The organism is Streptomyces sp. NPDC017202 (assembly GCF_044331705.1).
In the GTDB taxonomy this organism is placed as follows: Bacteria; Actinomycetota; Actinomycetes; order Streptomycetales; family Streptomycetaceae; genus Streptomyces.
On the sequence record NZ_JBIRNP010000012.1, the window covers coordinates 160,744 to 183,861 of the forward strand.

The following is a 23,118-nucleotide window of genomic DNA, read 5'->3' on the forward strand; positions in this document are numbered from 1 at the left end:
TGGGGGGAACGGCTTAGCGGGCGGGGGCGCGGGCGATGTGGTCCATCACCTGCGCACTGGCGTTGATGACGATGTCCCGCAGACGGCGGGCTTCGGCCAGGGGCCGCTTCTCGGGGTCGATGACGCACACCGTGCCCAGTACGGTGCCGCTGGCGTGGATGAGCGGGGCGCCGAAGTAGGACCGGATCCCGACGGCGTCGACCACCGCGTTGCCGCTGAAGCGCGGGCTGGCGTGCACGTCGTGCAGCGGCAGGGCCTTCCGGCGCGCCATGACTTCCGGGCACCAGCCGTGGTCGCGGCTCATGGTGCGCCCGACGATCACGAACCCGCTGTCCGCCGGAGGCTGGTGCAGCCCGACGAAGGTCTGCTGCTCCAGGAAGAGGTTGACGAACCCGTAGAGGAACCCGGCCTGTGTGGCCATGTCCCGGGCCAGATCGTCGAAGTCCTCGTCGGCCGTGGTGGGAACGCCCAGGCGGTGCAGCAGTTCGTAGCGCTGCGCCAGCTCCGGCGCCTGCTGGGCCGACTGGCTGGGGAGGGCGGTGTCCGGCGGGGTGAAGGGGCCGCGTGCGGCCTCCCGCATGTCGCGTCGCGGAAGAGACTGCGCGGGCGGTGCAGCCTGCGGCGTGCGGTAGGGGTGCTGAGACATCAGGCTTCCTGGAGGGTGGTGGGTGCGGAGTAACCGCGCCCGGCGGAGGTGCGGGTCTCGGCGTGGCCGACGAGGGTGAGCAGGACGCCGGCGACGTGGTTGCGGTCGCGGGCGTCGCAGGCGACCACCGGTACGGATGCGGGGAGTTCGAGGGCGGTGCGGACCTGCTCGGGGTGGTAGCGGTGTGCGCCGTCGAAGTGGTTGACGGCGACGACGAAGGGCAGGCCGATGTCCTCGAAGAAGCTGACGGGGGTGAAGCTGCTCTCCAGACGGCGGGTGTCGACCAGGACGACCGCCCCGACGGCGCCGCGGGCCAGGTCGTACCAGAGGTCGACGAATCGGTCCTGGCCCGGCGTGCCGAACAGGAAGAGCTCCAGGGGCATGGGCGCGTCGGGCAGGCTCAGGCGGCCGAAGTCGAAGGCGACCGTGGTGGTCCGCTTGGCCTCCAGGCCGGCCAGGCTGTCCACGTCCGCGCCGGCCTCGGTCAGGTACTCCTCGGTGCTCAGCGGCGTGATCTCGCTGACGGCGCCCACGGCGGTGGTCTTGCCCGCGCCGAAGCCCCCGGCGATCAGGATTTTCAGCACGATCGGCGCGGTGCCGGCGGGCGGGCGCGGTGAAGGATGCAGGAGCACGCGGGAGTCATCCGGCCTGGGGGTAGCGGGTGGCATTGGGGAACTTCCTCTTCAGGCCGGCGGAAACGGCCGCCAGCAGCTGGGTGGAGGGGCCCGCATCCGAGTCCGAGCCGGATGCGGCATAGGGGGCGGTGACGGGGACGACCAGGGCGTCGGCGTCCAGCAGGTCGGAGACGAGGATCTTGACGACGGTGACCGGCCGGCCGAGGCGGCCCGCCAGTTCGGTCACCGACCGTCGGTGTGCCCGGCACAGTGCGAGGATCTCCGCGCACTCCTCGGCCTGTGCCGGGCCGGCCCGGCCCGACCCCGCTTCCAGCACCGTGTCCAGACCGAGCAGATGCCTCGGCTTGGTGCGCCCACGCGTCAGGGTGTAGGTCCGCACGAACGTCGATTCCTCGGCCGCGCGGCCGTGCCCGGTCACCGGACGTCGCCGCTCGTGCCGACCCGGACGGGGATCTTCATGTAGGGGGCGAACTTCGCCACGAGGCGGCCCATCTCGAAGCCCACGGAGCCTGCGTCAGCGTCCGTGGTGGCGACGACGAGGAGGATCGTCTCCACCTCACCGCGCTCGTTGCCGGGGCGGTTGTCGAAGGCGGCGCTGCACCCGGCGCTCTGGACGAAGTAGAGGCAGTCGTCCCGCTCGATGATGATCTGCCGGGCCGGCCGCTTCTTGTGGCTGGGGCCGGTGATGTTCGAGGCGAGAGAGGCGACGCCGCTGATGGCAGCCGACAGCTCGTCCGCCCAGTCCTTGTCCACGTCGCTGTCCAGCAGACGCAGCCCGTCCCGTGACAGCAGGACGGCGTGCGTGACGCCCGGGGTGTCGCCGGCGAACTGACGCAGCAGCCAGGCCATGTTGTCCCGCTGGCCGCTCGGGCTGTTCTCGGGCGCGGACACGCCGGTCACGGTGCCGGTCTCGTGGTGGGTGCTCATAGGGATCGCTCCAGAAGGGGGGAAGGGCCCGACGCGTGGGAGTGGGCCTGCAGGAATGGGGGCCGTGAATGGTTCAGGGGTTGGGGTGCTCGTCCGGAGCAGGGGGAGAGGGGGTGGTGCCGCCGGCCTGGATGCCGGAACGGAAGGCGGCGGCCAGCCCCGGCGTCGGCGCGGCCACGGGCGCTTGCTCGCGGGGTGGTCGGAACGCGCCGGCCTGACGGGTGCGGGTTGGTAGGGCGGGCGCGCCCCCCGAATGACCTGCCGCAGCGGGGCTTGGCGTGCCAGGGGGACCGGGGCGGGTGGCATGGCCTGGAGAAGGGGCTGCCGGGGCTGCGGTGGTCTGCCGCACCGGCGGAAGGGCGGATCGAGGCTGCCCCGCGGGCATGCCGGCGTCCTCGACGGGGGGAATCGCGACGAGGAGTCGCCCGGGGATGACGACGAGGGCGGTGGTGCCTCCGGTTGCGTTCTCCTGCAGCACGACGGAGAAACCGTGCGATTCGGCGATCTTCGCCGCGACCAGCAGCCCGAGCTGCCCGGCACGCACCTGGCCGCTCACGTCGACTTCGCTCGGCGCCTTCAGGAGGTGGTTCATCTGTGCCCGCGTCTGCGGGTGCATGGGCATGGCCCGGTCCTCGACCTCGACCGCCAGTCCGTTCGCGACCTGCTGTGCACGCACCATCACCTTCGTCGCCGGGTCGGAGCTCTCACAGGCGTTCTCGATCAGCTCTGCCAGCAGGTGAGTGAGGTCCGGACCCACATGGCCGGGGAGGCCGAGCTCGGCGCCTACCGACCCGGCGGCGACGGCCACGCGCGGATACTGCACGACCTCGGAGACCGCCCCGCGCAGCGTGGTGGTGACGGGCACGGGCTGACGTGTGCTGCGCAGGGACTGCCCGCCCAGCACCGCCGTGCTCTCCACCTGACGCCGCATCCGCGTCACGAGGTGATCGATCTCGAAGATCTTGGCCAGCAGCTCCGGGTCGTCGGTCAGCATCTCCAGCCGACTCAGCGCCTGGAGTGCCTTGCCGACCAGGGCGTGCTCGCGCATGGCCAGGCGGCGCAGCACTTCCAGCAGGACGACGGATTGGGACTCGTCGTGGACGCGTATCAGGGAGGCGATGGCCTGCACCTGCAGTGCACCCAGCGCGTTGTTGATGCCGTCGTTCGCGCCGGCCGGTGGCGGCGTCTGTGGGTCCTGCAGCGTGGGGCGCCCACCGCGGCACAGCTCGTCCGCCGACCACTGCACCGACTTCTCGACGGCCGCCGCCGCCTCCGCCACGGTCGCCAGCGCCGCTGCCCGGGCCCCCTCCACGGCCGTCTGCGCTGCCGCCTGGGCTTCCTCTGCTGCCGTCTGCACGGCTTGGGCGAAGGTGCGTGCCTGGCGAGCCGCGATGGCTGCGACCCCACCCAGTCCACAGACCAGACCGGTCAGGAGCCAGCCGGAGCCCACCGCGGAGACCGACCGGAGGGCGAAGGCGGCTACCAGCAATGTGCCAAGGAGTACCAGGGGCACGGCCACGGCGCGGCGGGCACGGTGCAGCGTGATCGCGTCGACCGGAGGCCGCCGTCGGCGGTGGTCGGTAGCGGCCGGCCGTGCCGGGAAGGCGCTGTCAGGCATGAGGATCCTCGTCAGGCGTGGGTGGCGTGCTGCGGCGTCAGGTCGGGGCTGGTCGTGCGCGTGCTGGAGGCGGCCGAGCGCGGCGCTGGCACCGAGACCGGGCCGTGGCGGTGGGCAGGTCCCGCCGTCAGGACCTGAAGGAGCCGGGCGCTCTCGATCAGCCCCATGTGGCTGAACGCCTGCGGGAAGTTCCCGAGCTGGCGCCGCTGGACGGGGTCGTACTCCTCCGCCAGGAGTCCGAGGTCGTTGCGCAGTTCCAAGAGGCCCTCGAACAGGGCACGGGCCTCGTCGATGCGGCCGGTCAGGGCCAGGCCGTCGACGAGCCAGAAGGAGCAGAGGAGGAAGGCGCCCTCATCGCCCTTGAGGCCGTCCACCCCGGTGCGGTCGCCGAGGGTGGGGTACCGGCGCACGAGCCCGTCAGGGGTGGAAAGCTCACGGCGTACCGCGTCCACGGTGCCGACGACGCGCGGGTCGCTGGGCGGCAGGAAACCGACCCGGGGGATCAGCAGCGTCGCGGCGTCCAATTCTTGCGAGCCGTAGGACTGGGTGAACGTGTTGCGCACCGGATCGAAGCCCTTGGCGCAGACCTCGCGGTGGATCGCCGCCCGCAGCTCGACCAGAGGGGCCGAGTCCACGTCGAGCGCGCCGGCCTCGGCCAGGCGGATGGTGCGGTCGACCGCCACCCAGGCCATCACCTTGGAGTGGACGAAGTGCCGGCGTGCCCCGCGAATCTCCCAGATCCCTTCGTCGGGCTCCTGCCAGCGCTGCGCCAGATGTTCGATGAGCCGCCGGTGCAGGACCGCAGTGTCGGCGCAGTGGGCGACACCGCTCTGGTGCGCGAGGTAGAGGGTCTCGATCACCTCGCCGTACACGTCCAGCTGGAGCTGGTCCGCAGCCTCATTGCCGACCCGCACTGGGGCCGAACCCTCGTACCCAGGAAGCCAGGGAAGCTCCCGCTCCCGCAGATCACGCTCCCCGGTGATCCCGTACATGATCTGCAGGTTCTCCGGATCCCCGGCCACGGCCCGCAGCAGCCATCGCCGCCACGCCTGCGCCTCCTGCCGGTACCCGGTCCCCAGCAGCGCGGCCAAGGTGGTGGAGGCGTCACGCAGCCAGGTGAAGCGGTAGTCCCAGTTCCGGTCGCCGCCGATCTCCTCGGGCAGCGACGTGGTCGGTGCCGCGACGATCCCGCCGCTCGGCCCATATGTCATCGCCTTCAGCGCAATCAAGGACCGGACCACGGCCTCGCGGTAGGGCCCGTCGTAGGCGCACTCCTGTACCCAGTCCTGCCAGAAGGTGAGCGTCTCGGCGAGCGCGGTCTCCGAGTTGGGAACGTCCGGTGCGGCTGCGTGGGACGGGCACCAGCTGAGTACGAACGCCATACTCTGTCCGGCGGTGACGGTGAAGGCGCTGACGACGACGCCGTCCTTCTCGACCTGCGGGACGCAGGTGTCGAGCCATAGAGCGTCCGCGCCGGCCTCCGCGACCATGCGTCCGCCGACCTCGTGGATCCACGGGCTGACGCTGCCGTATCCCGGACGCGGACGCATGGCAGAGACCATCTCCATCTCGCCGGCCAGTCCCTCGATGATCCGGATCACCTGCGGTGCCCCGTCGCGTGGCGGCATGAAATCCAGGACCCGGACCGAACCAGTCGGGGTACACCACAGCGATTCGAGAACGAGCGAGTCACCGCGGTACCGGCGCTCAGCCACTTTCCCGGAGCCGGACCGGCCTGCGGACGAGGCCGGGGCGATCTGCCAGGTGCCGTGTTCCTGTGTGCCAAGCAGGTCGGCGAAGACGGCTGGCGAGTCGAAGCGGGGCAGGCACAGCCAGTCGATCGAACCGTCGTCGCAGACGTGGGCGCTGGTCTGCGTGTCGCCGATCAGGCCGTACTGCTCGATACGCGGAAGGCGTTTCATCGTGTAGATCTCCGTTGAGCCCCGCGAACGGGGTGGGCTTCAAGGCCGTCAGGGGCGGCCGGTGAACTGTCGGTGAGGCGGGGCACCGTCGCGGCGGCGACTCGATCTGCGCCGGTGAGGTTTCCTCGCCGACTTGCGGGGACTGATGGCGCGGTCACCGCGGAGAACCAGCCACGCTGTGGGACCGAGGATCAGGGCGATCAGAACCGCTCCGGTGACGGTCATGCCCGCGGTACGGAGGCAGCCAGGACGAGGCAGGCGAGTGCGAGGGCGAAGACCGCGCCACGCAGGACGTTGATTCGAGGCGTCCACCGACGCCGTTCCCCCTGCTGCTTCGCGCGGTCGCTGCCGCAGGTCTCCACTGTCGCGGTGAGTTCCTGGGTCGCCTTGGCGAGTTGGACCAGGTACACCCTGCTGGGCACATAGCCGTCGGGGACTCCCGCCGAGCCGAGCTGCTGGGCGTGGCGCAGCACCGGTGTCTCCTTCGGCACCATGACGCCGAGTCGGTGGATGTGACCCCGCAGACGCCTCGCGAGGTCTTCCACGTCGGCAGCGGTCTCCGGCAGCGGTGATTCCTCGTCCAGCACGAGCGCCACCGTCTCCGCCGTGGCCACCGTTTGATCGCGTCGCCGGACCGGCTCGTCAGCGACGCGAACCTTCCTGCTGGGCGCGGCGCGTTGACCGTCCGCCTGCCGTGGAGCCAGCGAAAGGCGCATGACACAACTCCTGTTCGGATCAAGCCAAGTTGACTGAGGTCTGCGGTGCGACGGCGTCGGTGCCGTGCAAAGTGAGTGATCTGATCGCTACGTTGAGCGAACCGTGAATCGCCACCGAGGGGTATGCCTGCGCGACTCCCGGGGCCGTCAAAGGCGTCAAAGATCATTTCGGAACCGAGGGGCAGCCCATGGCCCGTGCGCGAAACGAAGCCCTCGCCGCACTTCTGCGCGAAGCTGGCTGGTCCCAGCCACAAGCAGCCGCAGCGGTCGCCCGGGTGGCCGCGGAGAGCGGGGTGCGTGAGCTGGAAGCAATCTCCCGCTCGCACATCGCCATGTGGGTGCAGGGCACACAACCGAGCGGTCAGGCACCTCATATCCTGCGTGAGACGCTGTCCCGTAGACTCGGCCGCCATCTCACCCTGGCCGACCTCGGGCTGGAAGGTGAAGCCACAAGCCAAACCGACAGCGGTTCCGACTGGAGCGTCGACCCTCTGACCATGCTGGCCGAGCTGGGAAGCGACGACCTCGATATGCACCGACGTAAGCTGCTGGCGACCGCCGCGTACTCGGCCGCCGGCCTCGCTTTGCCCACCGCCTCGTGGTGGGCAGTCGCCCCCGCCGCGGCGGCGAAGCGGCCGGCGGTCTCCCCTCGGCCGGTGACCCAGGCCGACATCGATGATGTCCGGGGCTTGACGACTTTCTACTCCGCGCGCGACCAGCAGCGCGGCGGAGCCTCCGGTCGCTCGGCCCTGGCCGGCCACCTTCGCGACGAAGCGGTGCCCCTGCTCGGCAGCGGGTTTCGCACGGAACAGCTCCGCCGCGACACGTACTCGGCTGTGGCGGAGATGACCTACCTCGCCGGCTGGATGGCCTTCGACGCCTCCGAACACCGCACCGCCCAGCGCTACCTCACCCTCGCCACCCGCATCGCGGCCGAAGCCAGCGACGGACCGCTCGGCGGCCACATCCTGCGCGCCCTTGCCCACCAAGCCGTGGACCTCGGACATCCGCGTAGGGCACTCGCTCTGACTGACGCCTCCATGTCCCGCGACCGCTACGGTCAGGCGAGCCCCCGGGAGAAAGCCCTGCTCGCGATCGTCCACGCACGAGCCCTGGCGGCCGACGGTGACCGCCCCGCAACCCTCGCGGCCATCAGCCGCGCGGAACGGGACCTCGCTCGAGCCGACAACAACGAGGCGCCGGGCCGCGTGGGCTTCTTCCAGGAAGCCTCCCTTGCCCACGAGACAGCCTGTGCCCTGCGCGATCTGGGCCAGCCGCTCGACGCGGAGATCCACTTCAAGCGCAGCGTCGCCACCCGCCGCCGCCAGTACGCCCGCACCCACAGCGTGACCCTCGGCTACCTCGGTGCCGTACAGGTGCAACAGGGCCACGTCGACGAGGCGTGCGCGACCTGGAGCCGTGCTCTGGACGCCATGACCGGAGTGCAGTCCGGACGGGCCCGGGACGTCATCGTCCGCATGCGGAGTGACCTGTCTCCCGTGCGCGGCCGCGGCGGCCGTCACATCGCGGAGCTCGACCGCCGCGCCCGGGAGATGCTGCGAGCCATAAGCTGACACCCGATCACGTCGGCGTCCTGCTGCGAGGCGTCCGGCCGTGCCGGTAGTCAGAGGGATGGAGAGGGAAGAACGGTGCCCAGCTACGAGGTCAGCTCGATCGCCACGGTCGTCGGAGGTCATACCCAGGTCCTGGACGACTACCAGGGCGGCGTCCGCTCGATCATCCGGCTCAACGACGAGTACCCGCTGGAGACCCTCCAGGGCATCGAGGAGTTTTCGCACCTCACCGTGGTTTGGCGCTTTCACCGGGCGCGCCCCGAAGACGTGCAGTTGCACGCCCGCAGCCCGCGCGGCGACGCCCGATGGCCGGCGACCGGTACCTTCGTGCACCGCAACCACCGCCGCCCCAACCAGCTCGCGATCAGCTTCCCGCGCCTGCTCGACGTCGACGGCCGAGACCTTCACGTCACCGAACTCGACGCGGTCGACGGCACCCCCGTTCTGGACCTCGCCCCGTACTTCCAGCAGATGGGCCCGCGAGGCCCGATCCGCCAGCCGGCCTGGCCCGGTGAGATGCTCGCCCCGACCTACTGGAGCGACGCCAGCGAGCGCCCGTAGGCGTGTGGAGAGCAGCGGGGCACCCTTCAGGCGGCCACTCGGCTCGTCGAGTACGCACGGCATGAAGACTCCCGGTGTCACAGGAAGTTGGCAGGTCCGGAGGTTTCTCGACGACATGGGTTGTCACGCCGATCGGGAGAGGAGCTCGGCAGACTCCGGGCAACGGAAGACGGCCCACACGCCCTTACCGGTGACCCCTTGGGAGTTTTCTCGCGGCGCTGCCGTCCAGTAGTCGGCCACCGCGTCGACGAGCTTCAGACCGCGGCCACAAGTGGCATGCGGGGCAGGCCGAACGGTCGCCACGGGCGCCTCGTTGGAGTTGTCAGTGACCAGAACACCCAGCGCTCTGCCCGGCTTGAGGGCCAGCGCGATACCGACGTGCTCGCTGTCGTCCGTCGGCCGGGTCCGGCCGTGCAGCACCGCGTTGGTGACCAGCTCGCTGACAGCCAGTACCACCCCGTCGGTGAAGTCCCCCGCCTCGGGGAAGCGCCAGCCGAAGAGCTGCTGCCGGACGAAGGACCGCGCGTCGCGAACCGACGCCGGCGTGCTCTCGACCTCGATTGCCGCACGCTCGATTCCCTGACCGTCGGCCAGCTCCGCCAGGACCGTGTGGTACGGCGAGGACGTCATCGATCCACCTCCCTGTGGGTGACGAATGCCGCGCCTTCCCGCCGCAAGGTGCGGTGGGAGACGGCGGCGAACGCAGGCCCGGCGACCGGGCGTTCCACGCCACCGGCCGACGAGCAGTTCGTCGGGCTTCTGGGAGCAGCAAGGTTCGCCCCACCGGTATCGACGAACAACAGTCACCCTTCGCCGATCAGTCACTTCTTGCTTGCGGGTGACTGATCCGGTCGCCAGGCCGTCGAATCAGTCACTGATCCCGCGGATGGGGGAGTGCCTCACCGATACGCTGCAGGGAGTAGGAGCAGGGCGAGTTGGAGGAGGGGGCCTTGGACCACAAGCCGCACCGTCCGTCCTGTGCGCAGCGGTTACGCGAGGACGCCGCCGACCGTGGAGAGCCGGTCCAGGAAACCGCCCATCGGATCCACGCCCACTGCGGTGTGACGCTGCTCCGCGCGCATCGCCTGGCGCGGGGACTGACCCTGCAGGAGGCCGCCGACGGCCTCAACGATCTCGGAGCGCGGTACGAAGCAGCACCCCGAGCGGACGGTGATCAACTGGGTCACTGGGAAAAGGGCCGGCAGCCCCGCCCGGTCACCGTGGACCTGTTGTGCGAGTTCTACGCGAGCACGGCCCAGGGCCTGGGACTGCGCGGAAGCAGCCAGTCCTCCTCGCCGGACGAGCCTCCGGCTGAGGAGAGGGCGCCGGCACGGAGATCCCAGCAGGCACTCACCCCCGCGGTCGCCCCACGACGCGCGGCGGAGACGGTTCCCCTCTCCTTCGAGCAGCAGATCGACGCCGCCCGGCGGTCGGTCGACCGCACCCTTGCGGTGGGCACGGTGACGCCCACGCAACTGGACCTGCTCGACGAGCAGCTGCTGTGGGCACGCGAACAGTACGTCTACACGCCGCCCGCGCCGATGATCGAGATTCTGCTGGGCCACCTGTCCGAGGTGGAGGACATGGCCGCCCACCGTCAGCCAGCCGCCGTACAGGTCCGGCTCTCCGAACTCACAGCGATGATCGCCACACTGATCGCCGACGCCCTGATGAAACTCGGGCACCTCCGCCGGGCGCAATCCTGGTACGCCACTGCCCGCAACGCGGCCGACGACAGCGGTAACACCGAGCTGCGCGCCCGCGTCCGCGCACAGGCCGCCATGCTCCCCTACCACTACGGCCCGATCGAGGCCGCGGTCGCCCTGTCCAGAGAGGCACGGATCCTCTGCCGTAACCGGCCCACGCCCACCGCTGCCTTCGCCTCGGCTGCCGAGGCACGGGCCTTGGCGAAGCTTGGCCACGCGGAGGGAGCGGAAGCCGCCCTTCGGCAGGCCACCGAGATCTTCGAGCGAAGTCACGCCAGAGCGGACACGGGCAACGACGCCTTTGCCTTCCCCGAGCGGCGCTTCCTCCTCTACATGAGCGGCACCCTCACCGCCCTCCGGCGGACCGCCGAAGCCCGACGCGTCCAGGAGAACGCGCTCGCCCTGTACCCGGAAAAGACCGGCATCGACCCGGTCCTCCTCCACTTCGAGGCAGCCCTCTGCCTCGCCCACGAACACAGCACCGAGGAAGCATGCCAACTGGCGGCCGCCACGTTCCTACGGACGGATCCGGCGCATCGGACCCCTATTGTCGAGGAGCGTGCGCGGGAGGTCGTGGAAGTCCTGCCGCCGCGCGTTCGAGGCAGCCGTGTGGCGCGGGAATTGCGCGAAATTCTCGCGCTTCCTCCCGGCCAGATGTGACACTCGGCCATGTGTCCGCGAGCCTGGAACGCATGAGAGAGATGGCGCCGGCCCCCGGCGGGTACGACGAGGCCGAGATGCACCGGATCCTGGAACGGGCGTGCGCTGCCGCCGGCCTCGACAGCCGCGGTTTCCGCCTCCTCCGCGGCCACACCAACGCAGTTGTCCTGCTGGAGAAGGAACAAGTCGTCGCGAAGATCGCCCGCAAGGGCTCCCGGGTCGAAGACGTGACCCGCAAGGTCGAGTTCGTCAGGCGGCTCATGGCCGCGGGCTTCCCCACCGTTCCGCTCCACCCCGTTGACCAGCCCGTCCTCGTCGACGGCCACGCGGTCACCTTCTGGACCTACCTGCCCCAGCCCGAGCAGCCCGTGGAGGCCCAGCAACTGGCCCAGCCCCTCCGCGAGCTCCACAACTTGCCCCTGCCACCGCTTTGCTTCCCCGAGCACGACAACGTCGGGGCCATCCGACGCTCACTGTCCGCCATAACATGCCTGACGCCTGACGCCATCCGATTCATGGAAGCGCAGACGGACCGCCTCGCAGCCGAGCTCCGAGACATCCGTTTCCCCCTGGCCCGAGGGCTGATCCAAGGCGATCCCCAGCACCGGAACGCCCTCCACGTCCCGGACGGCGGGGCGGTCCTGTGCGACTGGGATACGGTCGCCTACGGCCAGCCCGAATGGGACCTGGTCACGATCGAGGTGCACTGCCGCCGCTTCGGCTTCGACCAGCACCATTACCGCCGCTTCGCCGACGCCTATGGCTGGGACGTCACCGCTTGGCCGGGCTACCCGGTACTCGCTGGACTGCGCGAACTACGCATGATCACGACCAACGCCCGAAAGGTTCACCACGCGCCAGCGAGCCTTGCTGAGGTGCAGAGGCGGGTGGAAGCACTACGGAAAGGCGATCGGGCGTTCCGGTGGAACATCCTCTGACGGGGCTGCCTGAACTGCGGCGCGGCTTCCTTGCTGCCCGGTCCTCGATCGCGGCCAAGAGGTCGACTTTCGGTGATAACAGTAAGAAGTGCGAATCGTTCTCGTGAGCGGCTTTAATACTCCGCTTGAGGTGGCCGACGAGGTGGTACAGCCACTGCTGCATATCCGACTCGGGTAACCCCACGTCGGGTACGGCGTAGAACTCGCCGAGACGCATGCGGAGACGGCCGGGCGGGGTGTCGGCGTATTCACGCAGTTGTCGCTCTGCGGCGGCGATGGCCCACGGCGGCTTTGCCACGTCTGCCTGAGGTAGGCGGTGAGCGCGTGGCTGGGTTCGTCCGCAGTGTCGTCAGCGGGTTGGCCAAGGTCGCCGCACGGGGCCTCGGCCCCTCCCTGCAATTCGGGCAGCCTATGCGGACCATCAAGGTGTCCCGCGCTGGCATTCGCTCATGGCAGACGAGGAAAGCTCCGAAAGACTGGCCCTTCTCCTAGGACTATGTCAACCTACAACACCTCGGAAGCGCGGAGCCGATATGCGGGCCACTGGGTTACCCGATGAGGGTTCCCTTCCAGTGGTACGTCGGCGCAACATAGACCACGATCGCCGGTTAGCCAAACCGGTGATCGTGACGACCATGGAGGTGTTGGCCCTCGGCTGCGCTTGACGTCGAATCTATGGGGAGGCAGGGACAGTGCCGTAAGCCGCGAGGAGGAAGAGAGCGGCACCTGTTGTTTACCCGATAGTGGCGCAATAGGTATGGGGGGAACGGTTATTCGGTTGATGGTTACTAATGAGATGGTAGGTGTGATCTTGGCGCAGGGTGGAAGCTACCAGCTTCTGACGCCGGCTGAAGTCGCTGACTGGTTGAAAGTCAGCGAGTTTACCATTAAGAACAAGTATCGGGCTTGGGGGCTGCGGCCGCAAAAGGTCGGACGCCTTCTGAGATTTCGCGAACGCGACGTGGTCGCCTACCTGGAAAGGAAGTATGGGTAGCTCAAGAGGACTGATGTTTTCGTCGGCCGAGCAGACGGTGCGATAATTTGGCTCGAATATTCCAGAAATGCAAGGAAGACGAAAAGAGTCGTAAATACCCCTGCGCCACGACTCGCTGCGGTCATCCTTGGACCGTGCGATATCGGGAGCCCGGCGGCCGAGGCGGACGGCAGCGGGAGAGGTCGTTCGAGAAGAAGGGGGCCGCCGACTCCTTCGCGGCCAAGGTCGAGCGGGAAAAAGATCTCGGTACCTACATAGCTCCCACCGGCCTACTGGTTCCCCTCGTAGCCGTGTACCGTGAATTCATCGACTCCGGGAGTCGGGTGAACGGAACGCGGTACCAGTACGAGACGAGCCTTCGTCTTCATGTGGAACCCTATTTCGGGTCCACTGCCGTCGGTGCAGTCAAACCGAAGCATCTCAATGCATGGCTGAAGTGGATGGTGGAAGAACGTGGTTATGAAGAGAGCACGGCGATCAATCGCTACGAGACGCTTGCCGGCGTCTTCAGCTTCGCCGTCGCCAATGAGTACATAACCAAGAATCCGTGTCAGCACGTCCGCACCGGTCGTCAGCGGGTGAAGCGGAGAGTCAAGAAGACGATCCGCCTGCCGACCCTGGCGGAGATCGAGGCGATCGAGTGGCACCTACCCGGCCCTTACAAGTTGCTTGTGTGGCTCATGGCGGGGTGTGGCCTGCGCATCGGTGAGGCGTGCGCTGTGACGCTGCAGCAGTTCGACCTCGAGAACGGAACGTTGTACGTCGACCGCCAGGTCACGCAGGACGGCGAGAACGAGGAGCCCAAGACCGCAGTCCAGAAGGCCATCACGAAGGGAAGAGGGCGCGCTCACTGTGTCCGGCACCTCAAGTGGCGTGATCTGGATGAGGGCCGAGCGGTTCCAGTGCCGCCCACCATTGCCGCGAAGGTGCAGGAACACGTCCGGATGTACGGCACCTTTCGTGTGGAGGAGGGGCCGAACCGCCTGGAGGGAGACTACCTCTTCTCCAACATCGGGCGTACCAACATCCTCATGTACTCCCTGGTGGACCGGCTGTGGCGCAACGCCAAGAGGGCAGCGGGCATCAAGAGGAGGATCACCACGCACTGGCTCCGCCACTTCTTCGCCTCCGCCGGCCTCTCGAAGGGAGTACCGGTGACGGACATGGCTGAGTGGCTGGGGCATCGGGACCCGAGAATCACCCATCAAACCTACGCGCATGTGATGCCTGACGCTCCCGAGCGCCTGAGATCTCTGATGGACGCCGTCTTCACGATGCAGACCGAGCTCGATCTCCCCCTGGAGTTCGAGGCGGTGGTCGAGGCGGCCTGAGACGAATTCGTCAACGGGTGATGCCTGCAACCGGACGTTCGGTTGCAGGCATCACCCGTTCGGCTTGGTGCCGTTGAGGATCGCTGGACTGACGTCTGTTCACCTCCCCCCGTCTTCGCCTTGGTGTGTGTCTGCGAAACACGGTCCTCATGAAGCTGGCTATGTGGATGGTGTACCAGGTGCTGTGTGGAAACGCGGCCACAGCGGATGGGTCTGGTTGCGGATCTCAAAACCCTTGAGGCTTGGCGATTTCGTAGGGTGATATGTCTACGTTACGCCGGATGTATGAGACGGTACGGTCGTGCAGATGATGACTTTTGCCTGGCCGCGTCTGCGGCGGCATGGGGTGCCTTTTACGATCCTCTCCATCATCCAGTTTCCCGTCCGTATGGTCGGCTACTCAGGGTAGGCGCATGTACTTCGACCCGTGGTCCCCCGAACTGTTTCTCCAAGCTCTGCTGGAATCCCTCCCTGACGGGTGGAGCGGGATGTGCACGAAGCCCTACCCGGAAGGCGGCGAGTACGAGGACTTGCGACGGCGGGAGATGACTGGCGATGCTCTCGCCTGGGTGAAGTTCCTGCGCCCAGGCGAGGCGACGTCACCTGGAGAGCGGATTCTGATCGGGTTGGAAGCCGAGGACATGTCTACCCGGTACGGCCTCACAATCGGACTGTTGCAGGGACCCGGTGCCGCCTCGTCGCTGTTCTTGTCATCGCCCGGCGGCCCCGTCGACAAGCAGCCGGAGTTTCACCGACTGCCCGCCAACACCACACCTGCGGGAGTTGCGCACGTCCTGTGCCAGTTGAGTCGCGCCGCCGACCGGCGTGTGGTGGACGACATCCTTCACGAGGCTGCCGCAGACACGCGTTACCCGACCGGATGGTTTCCTGGAGAACGAATCATCGTCCTCGACCTGGAAACGACCGGCCTGAACGAACACCAAGACCGGATCGTGGAGGCGGCCTGGCTGCTGGCGGACCGGCGGGCGCTGGCCTGGGACAGCGTTCTCATCAATCCCGGCGTACCGGTGAAGGACTCCTATCGGATCCACGCCATAGACGACGTGACAGTCCTCCACCACGGCCGCAATCCCCGGGAGGCCATCGACGAGGTGACTGGAGCGGTTGCCAAGCACATCGTCGACGGTGCCACTCTGGTCGTGTTCAATCGAACCTTCGACCTGCCATTCCTCGCCGCGGAGTGCCGACGTCACGGCCTGCCCACTCTGGAAGGCCGAGTAGGACGGCCGTTGAAGGTCGTGGACCCCATGCGGATCCACCAGAGCGTTCAGCGTCGCGGGGGAAGCAGCAAGCTGGCCGACCTGGCGCTCCTGTACTCCCCTGGGAACACCGCCTCGCACAGTGCCCTTGGTGACTGCTTGGCCACCTGGGATGTGCTGGCCGCGCTGTGCCGTAACGAGAGCAGGGCCATTGCGCGCCGGGCGTTCAACAGGTCCGCGCGTGACGCCCAAGAGCTGACACTACGACACCTGCTCGCCTTGAGCTGACCTCGTTACAGTGCGCCGGTCTCAGCCGCGACCGGCGCGTCGAGCATGGTCGCGGACCTCACCGGCGACGATGCGTCGCTTGTACCGCCACAGCTGCCTGCGTTCCTCCGTCGTGAGGTTGTCCGCGAGGCGATTAACCTCGCCCCAGGCAGCCGACCGGGCCGCGCGGGCGGAGGCCCAGTCACCTCTCTCGACGGCTTCGCGCAGGTCTTCCATCAGCGCCAGCAGCGGCTTGCGGGCCTCCTTCTGCCGTCTGCTGAACGGTACCGACTTCACGGTGGCTTGCCACTGTTCCCAGTCGGGCCCGCCGGTCAGCAGGTGCACGCGGGGGCGCGATCGGTGAGTCATGACGCATTCTCCTTCGTCTCGCACCACTGGCAGACGGGCTCCGGCTCGGTAACGAGATCAGGTAGCCGTATCCGGCTGTCAGACGACCAGGGCAATGTGTCGTGCCCTGGTGGGGGCGACATACGGTAAGCGATGATGGTCCCTGCCATGGTCGAGTTCATGGGCCGGTGCTGCTGCCTCGGGCTCTTCCAAGTCGACGGAACCGGCTTTCTCCGGCCTCAGCCGGCCGAGCCCCCGGGGAGCCAGTCCGCGAAGATCTCCGGCAGGCGGTTCAGGTCCTCGGCCGTGACGGTGACGAGCCGCAGGCCGTGGTGGCGGGCCAGCTCCCGCTTGCGGGCGACCTTCGCCGCGTACGCCTCCTTCGTCATGAGGCCCAACGCCTCGACGAACGTGCCGTCCGCCAGGCGCCAGTCCGCCCGCAGGCCGGTCGTGTTGAGCTCCGGGTGGCGCGGGTAGGCGGGCTCCGGTTCGTGCGCCACGCCCCGGTGATGAAGGAAGTCGTCCACGTGCCGCTCGAACAAGGAACGGCACGGATGACCGTCCGTGGCCGTGGTCGCCGTACCCAACGAGGCGCGGAGCCCGTCCGTGAGGAGCCCCGCGTGCGCCAGCCACTCCGTCCAGGTGCGGGCCGGGCGCGTCGGCCGCGCACTCAGCACCGCGGAGCCGGGACGCGGCAGCAGGAAACGGCAGAGCAGCACCTCGTCGACCAGGTCGTGGTCCTCGAAGGGAACTCCGACCCGGTCCAGCTGGGTGAGGGACGGCGGCCCGGAGAACTCGGCCTCCGCGAGCCTGCGCAGCGCGTAGACGATCGCCTCCGTCCACGCCCCGTCCACTCCGGTGTCCCGCAGCACCCCGCTCCTCGCCAGGGCACAGCAGCCGTGGCAGTAGAACAATCCTGGGCGGGCCGACTGGGCGGAGCGCCCGCAGAGCCGGCACGGCCCGCGCTCGGCCAGGTTCACGGGCGCGCCGAAGAGCGCCTCCAGCGCTCGCCGGTAGTACGAGTCCTCGGCCGCGTCGTCGATGAGCGGCGGCAGCAGGCTGCCGGCCCGCGCGGCGAGCGCCTCTCCGTCGTCGGGGTCGTCGGGCTTCGCGTTGAGCCACCGGCGGTGGAGCTCCGGGATCAGCCGCTGCGCGGCGGCCGTCACCCGGCTGTGTCTGCTGACGGGACTGATCTCGGCCGGCGCGACCGCGGCACGGAGGTTGTGCCGTTCCACCTCCTCGTGCGGCGCGCCCCAGGTCACGAGCAGGGGACGCACGCCGTGCCGGAGCAGCAGCACCGTCAGCGGCTCGGCGAGCGACGAGGCGTAGACGGTGAGCGTGCCCGAGTCCGGGTCGAACCAGCCGGCCTCGGGAAGCCGGCTCCGGGGCACGCCCGGCTTGGAGAGCCGGATCGACCACGTGTCCCCGTCCGCGACGACCACGGCGTCCGGGAAGCCGTCGAGGGACGCCAGGTCCTCGGGGGCGTCCACGTCCACCCCGTGCGCGCGCAGCGCGTCGAGCGCCTCGGCGCGCACCCGCTCGTCCACCAGGGTGAGCGGGCCGTCCGGCTCGTGGTACTGCCCCACCTCCACGCCGGACCCGTCCAGGATGAGAATCCGGGTGTGGTGGAAGACGGACCGGGTGACGGCGCGCAGGTCACGGAAACCGTGCGGCGAGCTCCGGTACACCTCCCAGACGTCCAGGAGCGGCCGTGCCTCGGCGTCCCGGCGCCGACGCGCGCGCTCGCGCTCGGTCTCCCGGCCCCAGGCCCCGCCGGCGGCGCGGCGGCTCAGACCGGTGCGCAGCTGGACGGCGAGCCGTTCGGCGAGCGCCCGGCGCAGATCCCCCTCGACACCGGACGGGACCGGCCCCCTCTCCGCGCACCGGTCGGCCTCCCGCCGGTGAGCGGCCAGGTGGTCGTCCACCAGGGCGCGCACGGTCCGACGCTCGGGCAGCAGGACCCGGACCGGACCGACCGCGTACCCGAACGCCTTCTGCTCCGCCCACGACACCGGCTCGTCGCTGCTGGGTTCCCAGTCCGCGTCGGCGCCGTCCGCGCCGTCCCCGTGCTCCTCGTCGTCGTAGAAGCGGCTGTCGTTCTCGAGGTCGTAGAGGTCTATCCATCCGTGACAGCCGACGGGCATCCCCGTCTCCTCGGTGAGATCGCGGATGCTCTGGCTCGTGACGTCCAGTGCGCTGCTGTAGAGATAGCCCATGTGCCGGTCGAGAACGGACCCGCCGTGGCAGGGCGGCACGGTGACCGACACGGCACGCGTGTCGTAGTCGTTGTCGGGCCGGGGGACCAGACCCACGCGTACGGGTATGCCGGCACCGTCCTTCGCCTTGGGCGCCGCCGGCCTGATGTTCTCCCTCCGTAGCCGGTCCAGGACGAACGCGCGCAGGGCGGGGACGGAGTCGTCGAAGACCGCGAACCCCGGGGAGTAGTCCTTCGCCGGGTCGCCCGGGATCATGAGGAGACCCACGTCGGGGGCGTACTGGATCGTGTCTCTGCTCGACATGCGCGAATTATGTCAAAGGCATATGCACTTCCATGACTCAGACGGGCGGATCACATAGAGGCGGTGGGGCCCGAGCCTGCCACTGAGTGGGGCCTGTTCCATGTTGTCGCCTAGGCACGGTTCAGCCTTGGTGCTGATTACGTAGCGTTGAAGTTCAGCACCTGGCGCCAGTTGGGTGGGGTTTGGTGCTCGCAGGCCGCATGCGGTGCGCCGACGAGGTGAGGCAGCGTGCACGGCCGCGGTCTGGATGGATCAGAGGGCGATGGTGAGGTGCCGTGCTCTGGTCAGGGCGACATATAGCGAACGATGCTCTTCGACCTGGAGGACGAGGCCGGTGTGAAGCGCTGCCACGTCGCTCTCCTCCAGCCGGACCCCGACAGCGTCCCACTCCCGTCCCTTGGCCTGGTGGCACGTCAAGCCGGGAACGAGTCGGTCGTGCCTGACCTGAGATCTCGCCCGGAGGCTCTGCAGGCCGGAGAGTGGAACTCGATCGTGCGTGATCAAGGACTTCACGGGTAGTTCCGTGATCAGCACGTTCACGAAGTCGCGCCAGATGCTCCGCACGCTGTCAGTGCCAGCCAGCGCTTCCAGAGTGTGATGGAGGTGCGGGCGCAGTTGTTCCAGAACATCGCGGTTCGTGATGCCCAAGGTGATCAGGGCGTCGTTGAGGAAGACAGCCTGTATACCGAGCGAGCGCTCGGTCATTTCGTTGAGAAGTAGTGTGCAGGCGGCTCCTTGGAACTGTCCTGTCAGCGGCTTGATTGCGAGGGGCAGCACGTGGGTGTCCGTGTTCCAGAGTGTTCTCCACTGGCGAGCAAGGACGACGTCGGCATCCTGAACGCGGCCGATGGGAAGTGTGGTGCTTTCGCCGTGGCGGAGTCGCTGTGCCAGCGTCTGCTGGGTGCTGGTGGACCACCGGAACGAGGTGTGGAGGTCCCTCCTGGCGAATCTGTGATGCGTGATGAGCTGTGAGACTTGTTCGGGGCGAGCCCCACGGAATCCGTAAAGGGCCTGCCACGGGTCTCCGACCAGAGTGAGATCGATTCCGGTGTCAACGGCGAGGTGGATGAGCCTGAGGTCCAAGTCGTTCGCGTCATAGATCTCGTCGATGATCAGAGACCTGATCGTGGAACCCAGGTAGGAGGCGACGGATGCCCTTGTCCGTGGTTGCTGGAGCGCGAGTTGCAGCACCTCGCGCACGTTGTCATGGGTGCACTGGCCTTTGTCGACGGCTGCGAGGAAATCGTCTGGCGCAGGGTGACTACCAGCTCTCGACTGCTGCACGGAGACCGCGATGATCCGTGTGCCGTTCAGGGCCAGAACGGGCTTCAGTTTCCTGGAAGCGGTGGGCAGACGGCTCCGCCAGGTGTCTAGCACCTCCAACTCCCGATGCCCTCCGGGCCATTGCAGGGCACCGATCTGCAAGAGATGAGCGAGTACGTCGCACAGAAGAGCGTCGAGGGTGGCGACGCGGTGAGGCCAGGCGAGCGCCGAGGGCCCCCAGTACCGCAGAACCCGGTTGCGTATCTCCTCGGTGGCGGAGCGGGTGAAACTGACGGCCACGACGGCTCGGTGGTCGGCTGTGTGTGTGAAACGGTGGAGTCCGAAGCGCTGGGCGGAAACTGTGGTTTTGCCCGAGCCCGGGGCCGCTTCTATGTACAGACAGCGCTGGGCGTTGCCGACGGCAAGAACTTGTTCGGGCGTGAGGCGGATGCGGTCGGACAGCGTGTCAGGACTCTTCATGGTCATCGGCGTCCACGCGTGGCGCGGCCGTCGGCCAGCGACTGGGCTGCTGGGGGTGAGGAAGGGGCCAGGCACGCCGTGGTGGAGTCATCGGCTGGGGCCGGCCGTTAGGGCGATCAGTGCTCAGGGCGTCCCATGGAAGCAGTTCCGGCTCCGGTACGGGGATGCTCGCCTCGTACTCGGCTGCCTCAAGTGACCTTTCCAGGTCGGCCAAGTCATCGGGCCAGTCGATGTCTTCCACGTCCTTCGAAGACGGAACAGGGTCCCGGTCGGCATCCGCCATGAGCCAGGCCGGGGGCTCGGCAAAGACGTCGCCGGGCTCGTCGGCGCCGCCGCCGGTCTGGTCCTCGGCGGCCGCCTGGTCCGCCGTATCGGATGGGTACAGGAAGTCGAAGAGCTCTTGGAGATGCTTGGGTACGGTCGCGGAGACATACCACTCATCAGGGTCCAGCTCGCCCTCGTTGAACTTCATGAGGCGATCGGCGAGTGCCAGAGCGAACTCGGCCTTCCTGCTGGCACCCGGTCCGGCAGGAGTGCCCTGGCGCCTGCCACGGAAGAACGCGTGGATGCTCTGGGGCGTGATCTCGTCCGCCTCGAAGTCGAGGCCGATGTCGTCCATCGCCAGTACGATGAGGAACTCGTTGCCCTCGGTGATGGCCGGTTCCAGGGTCGGGTGGCTGATGAAGGCACCGACGACCGAGGGGTCGTGCTCACCGATCCATGCTGGCTTGCGGGGTTCCTCTTCGAAAGGCTGATCGCTGTCTCGCAGGATCGCCAGCTTGGTGCACAGCTCAGCGCCTCGTGTGGCCAACAGATGGGCAGGCCATTGGCCGACCTTCGTTCCCACCGGAACAATGCTGAGCGCATCGATGAAGGCTTGCTTGACCGCGTCCTCGCCGGCCCAAGTCCGTCCGAATTCCCGCACGACAGCCACTTCGGTCACCCCCTCGACAAGCACCAGGCGCTCCGCGAAAAGCGCAGCCGACCGGCTCGCATCCAGATGGAGCCGGGTCATGCGCAGCGTCACAGCCCGGTCCTTGGGCGGTACGACCTTAGCGACGGCTCGGCAGACCCTCCCCTGCGGAGCGCGACGCACGATCACGAGTTCCTCCGGAGCGCAGGAGGTGATGACGTCCGAGGCATGGCTGGAGAGGATGACCTGGAGCTCCGGCCGGTCTCTGACGGCTCTACGGAGGTATCGCACAAGGCCGTGCTGCAACTGCGGATGGAGATGCGCCTCCGGCTCCTCGATCACGACGGTCGCGTGGAACGGCGCCGTCTGGAAGAAGGAGTCCTCGACGGACTCGGCTTCCGCCTGCGCCTGGACCAGGTTGTCGAGAATCTCCTGTACCTGCTCCTCCTCGTTCGGCGGCTCAAGGTCGGCCGTCTCCTGGCCCTGCGCACCACCGGGAGGAAGATCTGAGGAATCGGGTATCGCGGCCAACGTGACCGCTATGTGGAGCAGGTTCACATAGCCCAGCCCAGAGACCTCCAAGGGCCGTGCTGACGAGCGGCCCTCGATAACCGCAAGCATCAGCTCCAAGACGCGGGCCAGGTAGCCGTCGTCGACAACCTGACCGCGTATGTAGGGCCAGTGCTGATTCACGCCGGCGGACAGGGTCGCCAGATGGCCGCGGATCCGCTCTTCAACGGCGTCGATGAGACTGTTCTTGGCCAGATCTTCGAGCAGTTGGGAGGCGCGTGCCCTGAGAGCCACCAGATTCCGACTGCCATGCAGACGCTGCTGCTGGGCCCGCAGCAATTCCACCAGAATCCGTACTTCACGCCGGGCCAGCTCGTCCAGAGGGTGTCGCCACGCTGGCAAGTAGATCAGTTTGTACGGGTCCAGGTTCTGCTGTGCGCCGAACGCCGAGTTGACTTTCGTGGCGACGGTCCCGAGCCTGCGGCTGAGGGAGACGCTCCAGCGCTCTGCGACTCCGCCGAGGCTGCGGTGGCGCGTGTCGTACAGTTGGCGGCCCAGTCTTCCCTCCATGTCGAGGCTGTCGCTAAGCGTGTACGTGACGTCGATGGTTCGGTCCGTGTTCGCGGGAGCCAGTGCGGCAGAGCCGAAACGCGGCAAGCTCGGAAAGCGACTGCTTGGATGGGCCAAGTAGAGCGCGTCGGTGAGAGTCGTCTTTCCCGCGCCGTTCGCTCCGACCAGCACGCTGAACCGTCCGGGCAGTTCACAGACCAGCGGGCCCTCGACACTCGCGCGCAGACCGCTTACCGACACACGACTCAGATGCACCAGCCACCCCCGAGGTTTGAACGCACATCGCTGATCATCATCGTGCACTATGTCGACGAACATGCCGCACTTCCGTTCAAAACCAGCCATGAGGGATAGGTCGTGAGCCCGCGCCTGCAGTGGGGCGGCGTGGCTCCGCAGGCAATGGGAGAAGCTGCGGGGCTGTCGTCCACAGTGGTAGTGCCAGTAACACGGTGTGAGGAGTGGCCAGCCCTCATTGCGTGCCTCGTAGATTTTCTACAGCTCCTTGATCATAAATTCTTTCTGGAGGAACAGGTTGGGGGTCACACCGTTCCTCTGGTGGGGCCAAAGAGCTTGTGCGGTCGCGGGGCGCGTCCGGCTCTTGACGTCCTTGACCAGGTCGCCGACGTACTCGACGTGGACATAGCGGTCACCCCTGTTCTCGATCACGATGCGGGCTTGGAGGACAATGCGGTCGTTCCCCTTCTCCGGGAAATGCCACCCGTAGCCCCTCGGCCGCGGGCTGACGGGCATCCGCACGTGAGACCAGGCGTACGGTGGCCGCTGGACTTTGGTGAAACGTA

General features: G+C 67.9%; 20 protein-coding genes and 1 pseudogene. 7 read left to right on the forward strand and 14 right to left on the reverse strand.

The window, feature by feature from the left end; genetic code table 11:
• Positions 1-13 precede the first annotated feature (13 nt).
• The 7 genes from ACH4N1_RS23525 to ACH4N1_RS23555 form a co-directional block, all read right to left on the reverse strand.
• Positions 14-646 (reverse strand): GAF domain-containing protein, encoded by a 633-nt coding sequence (locus ACH4N1_RS23525; protein WP_398099798.1) that lies wholly within the window; start codon positions 644-646, stop codon positions 14-16.
• Positions 646-1,230 carry an ATP/GTP-binding protein gene (locus tag ACH4N1_RS23530; protein ID WP_363087870.1) on the reverse strand — a complete coding sequence of 195 codons (585 nt, stop codon included), beginning with the start codon at positions 1,228-1,230 and terminating at the stop codon, positions 646-648. The genes ACH4N1_RS23525 and ACH4N1_RS23530 overlap by 1 nt, the downstream gene beginning before the upstream one ends.
• A gap of 55 nt (positions 1,231-1,285) precedes the next feature.
• Positions 1,286-1,699, reverse strand: a complete 414-nt coding sequence (locus ACH4N1_RS23535) for a DUF742 domain-containing protein (RefSeq protein WP_398099800.1) — start codon at positions 1,697-1,699, stop codon at positions 1,286-1,288.
• Positions 1,696-2,208 carry a roadblock/LC7 domain-containing protein gene (locus tag ACH4N1_RS23540; RefSeq protein ID WP_398099802.1) on the reverse strand — a complete coding sequence of 171 codons (513 nt, stop codon included), beginning with the start codon at positions 2,206-2,208 and terminating at the stop codon, positions 1,696-1,698. The genes ACH4N1_RS23535 and ACH4N1_RS23540 overlap by 4 nt, the downstream gene beginning before the upstream one ends.
• A gap of 73 nt (positions 2,209-2,281) precedes the next feature.
• The gene (locus ACH4N1_RS23545) at positions 2,282-3,826 is read right to left on the reverse strand and encodes an ATP-binding protein (protein WP_398099803.1); all 1,545 of its coding nucleotides are present in this window, start codon (positions 3,824-3,826) and stop codon (positions 2,282-2,284) included.
• An 11-nt stretch (positions 3,827-3,837) separates the two neighbouring features.
• Positions 3,838-5,748, reverse strand: a complete 1,911-nt coding sequence (locus ACH4N1_RS23550) for a glycoside hydrolase family 15 protein (RefSeq protein ID WP_398099805.1) — start codon at positions 5,746-5,748, stop codon at positions 3,838-3,840.
• 221 nt (positions 5,749-5,969) lie between these two features.
• Positions 5,970-6,362, reverse strand: coding sequence for a DUF6415 family natural product biosynthesis protein (locus ACH4N1_RS23555; RefSeq protein WP_398099807.1), 393 nt, complete (start codon positions 6,360-6,362; stop codon positions 5,970-5,972).
• Positions 6,363-6,652: 290 nt separating this feature from the next.
• Between ACH4N1_RS23555 and ACH4N1_RS23560 the strand changes: the two genes are divergently transcribed.
• Together ACH4N1_RS23560 and ACH4N1_RS23565 are read left to right on the forward strand one after the other, a co-directional pair.
• The gene (locus ACH4N1_RS23560) at positions 6,653-8,038 is read left to right on the forward strand and encodes a Tat pathway signal protein (RefSeq protein WP_398099809.1); all 1,386 of its coding nucleotides are present in this window, start codon (positions 6,653-6,655) and stop codon (positions 8,036-8,038) included.
• A 75-nt stretch (positions 8,039-8,113) separates the two neighbouring features.
• A complete protein-coding gene (locus ACH4N1_RS23565) occupies positions 8,114-8,599 on the forward strand; it encodes an SAM-dependent methyltransferase (RefSeq protein ID WP_398099811.1) in 486 nt (161 codons plus the stop codon).
• A gap of 123 nt (positions 8,600-8,722) precedes the next feature.
• Here the strand turns inward: ACH4N1_RS23565 and ACH4N1_RS23570 are convergent, their stop codons facing one another.
• On the reverse strand, positions 8,723-9,229 hold the full coding sequence (locus tag ACH4N1_RS23570; protein WP_392245004.1) for an ATP-binding protein: 507 nt from the start codon (positions 9,227-9,229) through the stop codon (positions 8,723-8,725).
• Between the two features lie 320 nt (positions 9,230-9,549).
• On the opposite strand from ACH4N1_RS23570, the gene ACH4N1_RS23575 reads away from it, so the two are divergent.
• Positions 9,550-10,965 carry an XRE family transcriptional regulator gene (locus ACH4N1_RS23575; RefSeq protein WP_398099813.1) on the forward strand — a complete coding sequence of 472 codons (1,416 nt, stop codon included), beginning with the start codon at positions 9,550-9,552 and terminating at the stop codon, positions 10,963-10,965.
• A 32-nt stretch (positions 10,966-10,997) separates the two neighbouring features.
• Positions 10,998-11,903, forward strand: coding sequence for a phosphotransferase (locus tag ACH4N1_RS23580; RefSeq protein WP_398099815.1), 906 nt, complete (start codon positions 10,998-11,000; stop codon positions 11,901-11,903).
• A 112-nt stretch (positions 11,904-12,015) separates the two neighbouring features.
• Here ACH4N1_RS23580 and ACH4N1_RS23585 read toward each other — a convergent pair.
• A pseudogene (locus ACH4N1_RS23585) lies at positions 12,016-12,311 on the reverse strand (hypothetical protein); the annotation flags it as partial.
• A gap of 388 nt (positions 12,312-12,699) precedes the next feature.
• Between ACH4N1_RS23585 and ACH4N1_RS23590 the strand changes: the two are divergent.
• The 3 genes from ACH4N1_RS23590 to ACH4N1_RS23600 all read left to right on the forward strand — a co-directional run bounded on the left by ACH4N1_RS23590 (position 12,700) and on the right by ACH4N1_RS23600 (position 15,736).
• Positions 12,700-12,897, forward strand: a complete 198-nt coding sequence (locus tag ACH4N1_RS23590; protein WP_398099817.1) for a helix-turn-helix domain-containing protein — start codon at positions 12,700-12,702, stop codon at positions 12,895-12,897.
• A 134-nt stretch (positions 12,898-13,031) separates the two neighbouring features.
• Complete coding sequence (locus ACH4N1_RS23595) at positions 13,032-14,228, forward strand: tyrosine-type recombinase/integrase (protein ID WP_398099819.1); 1,197 nt, start codon at positions 13,032-13,034, stop codon at positions 14,226-14,228.
• A gap of 413 nt (positions 14,229-14,641) precedes the next feature.
• Positions 14,642-15,736: an exonuclease domain-containing protein gene (locus tag ACH4N1_RS23600; RefSeq protein WP_398099821.1), complete on the forward strand. Its 1,095-nt coding sequence runs from the start codon at positions 14,642-14,644 to the stop codon at positions 15,734-15,736.
• 21 nt (positions 15,737-15,757) lie between these two features.
• Here ACH4N1_RS23600 and ACH4N1_RS23605 read toward each other — a convergent pair whose 3' ends face one another.
• The 5 genes from ACH4N1_RS23605 to ACH4N1_RS23625 form a co-directional block, all read right to left on the reverse strand.
• On the reverse strand, positions 15,758-16,084 hold the full coding sequence (locus tag ACH4N1_RS23605; RefSeq protein ID WP_398099823.1) for a hypothetical protein: 327 nt from the start codon (positions 16,082-16,084) through the stop codon (positions 15,758-15,760).
• A gap of 218 nt (positions 16,085-16,302) precedes the next feature.
• Complete coding sequence (locus ACH4N1_RS23610; RefSeq protein ID WP_398099825.1) at positions 16,303-18,582, reverse strand: hypothetical protein; 2,280 nt, start codon at positions 18,580-18,582, stop codon at positions 16,303-16,305.
• Between the two features lie 252 nt (positions 18,583-18,834).
• Positions 18,835-20,331: a UvrD-helicase domain-containing protein gene (locus tag ACH4N1_RS23615; protein WP_079040419.1), complete on the reverse strand. Its 1,497-nt coding sequence runs from the start codon at positions 20,329-20,331 to the stop codon at positions 18,835-18,837.
• Positions 20,312-22,636: an ATP-dependent nuclease gene (locus tag ACH4N1_RS23620; protein WP_398099827.1), complete on the reverse strand. Its 2,325-nt coding sequence runs from the start codon at positions 22,634-22,636 to the stop codon at positions 20,312-20,314. Before ACH4N1_RS23620 ends, ACH4N1_RS23615 begins: the two co-directional genes overlap by 20 nt.
• A 174-nt stretch (positions 22,637-22,810) precedes the next feature.
• Entirely contained in the window at positions 22,811-23,074 is a 264-nt protein-coding gene (locus ACH4N1_RS23625) for a hypothetical protein (RefSeq protein ID WP_398099829.1), read from the reverse strand.
• Between the last annotated feature and the right edge of the window lie 44 nt (positions 23,075-23,118).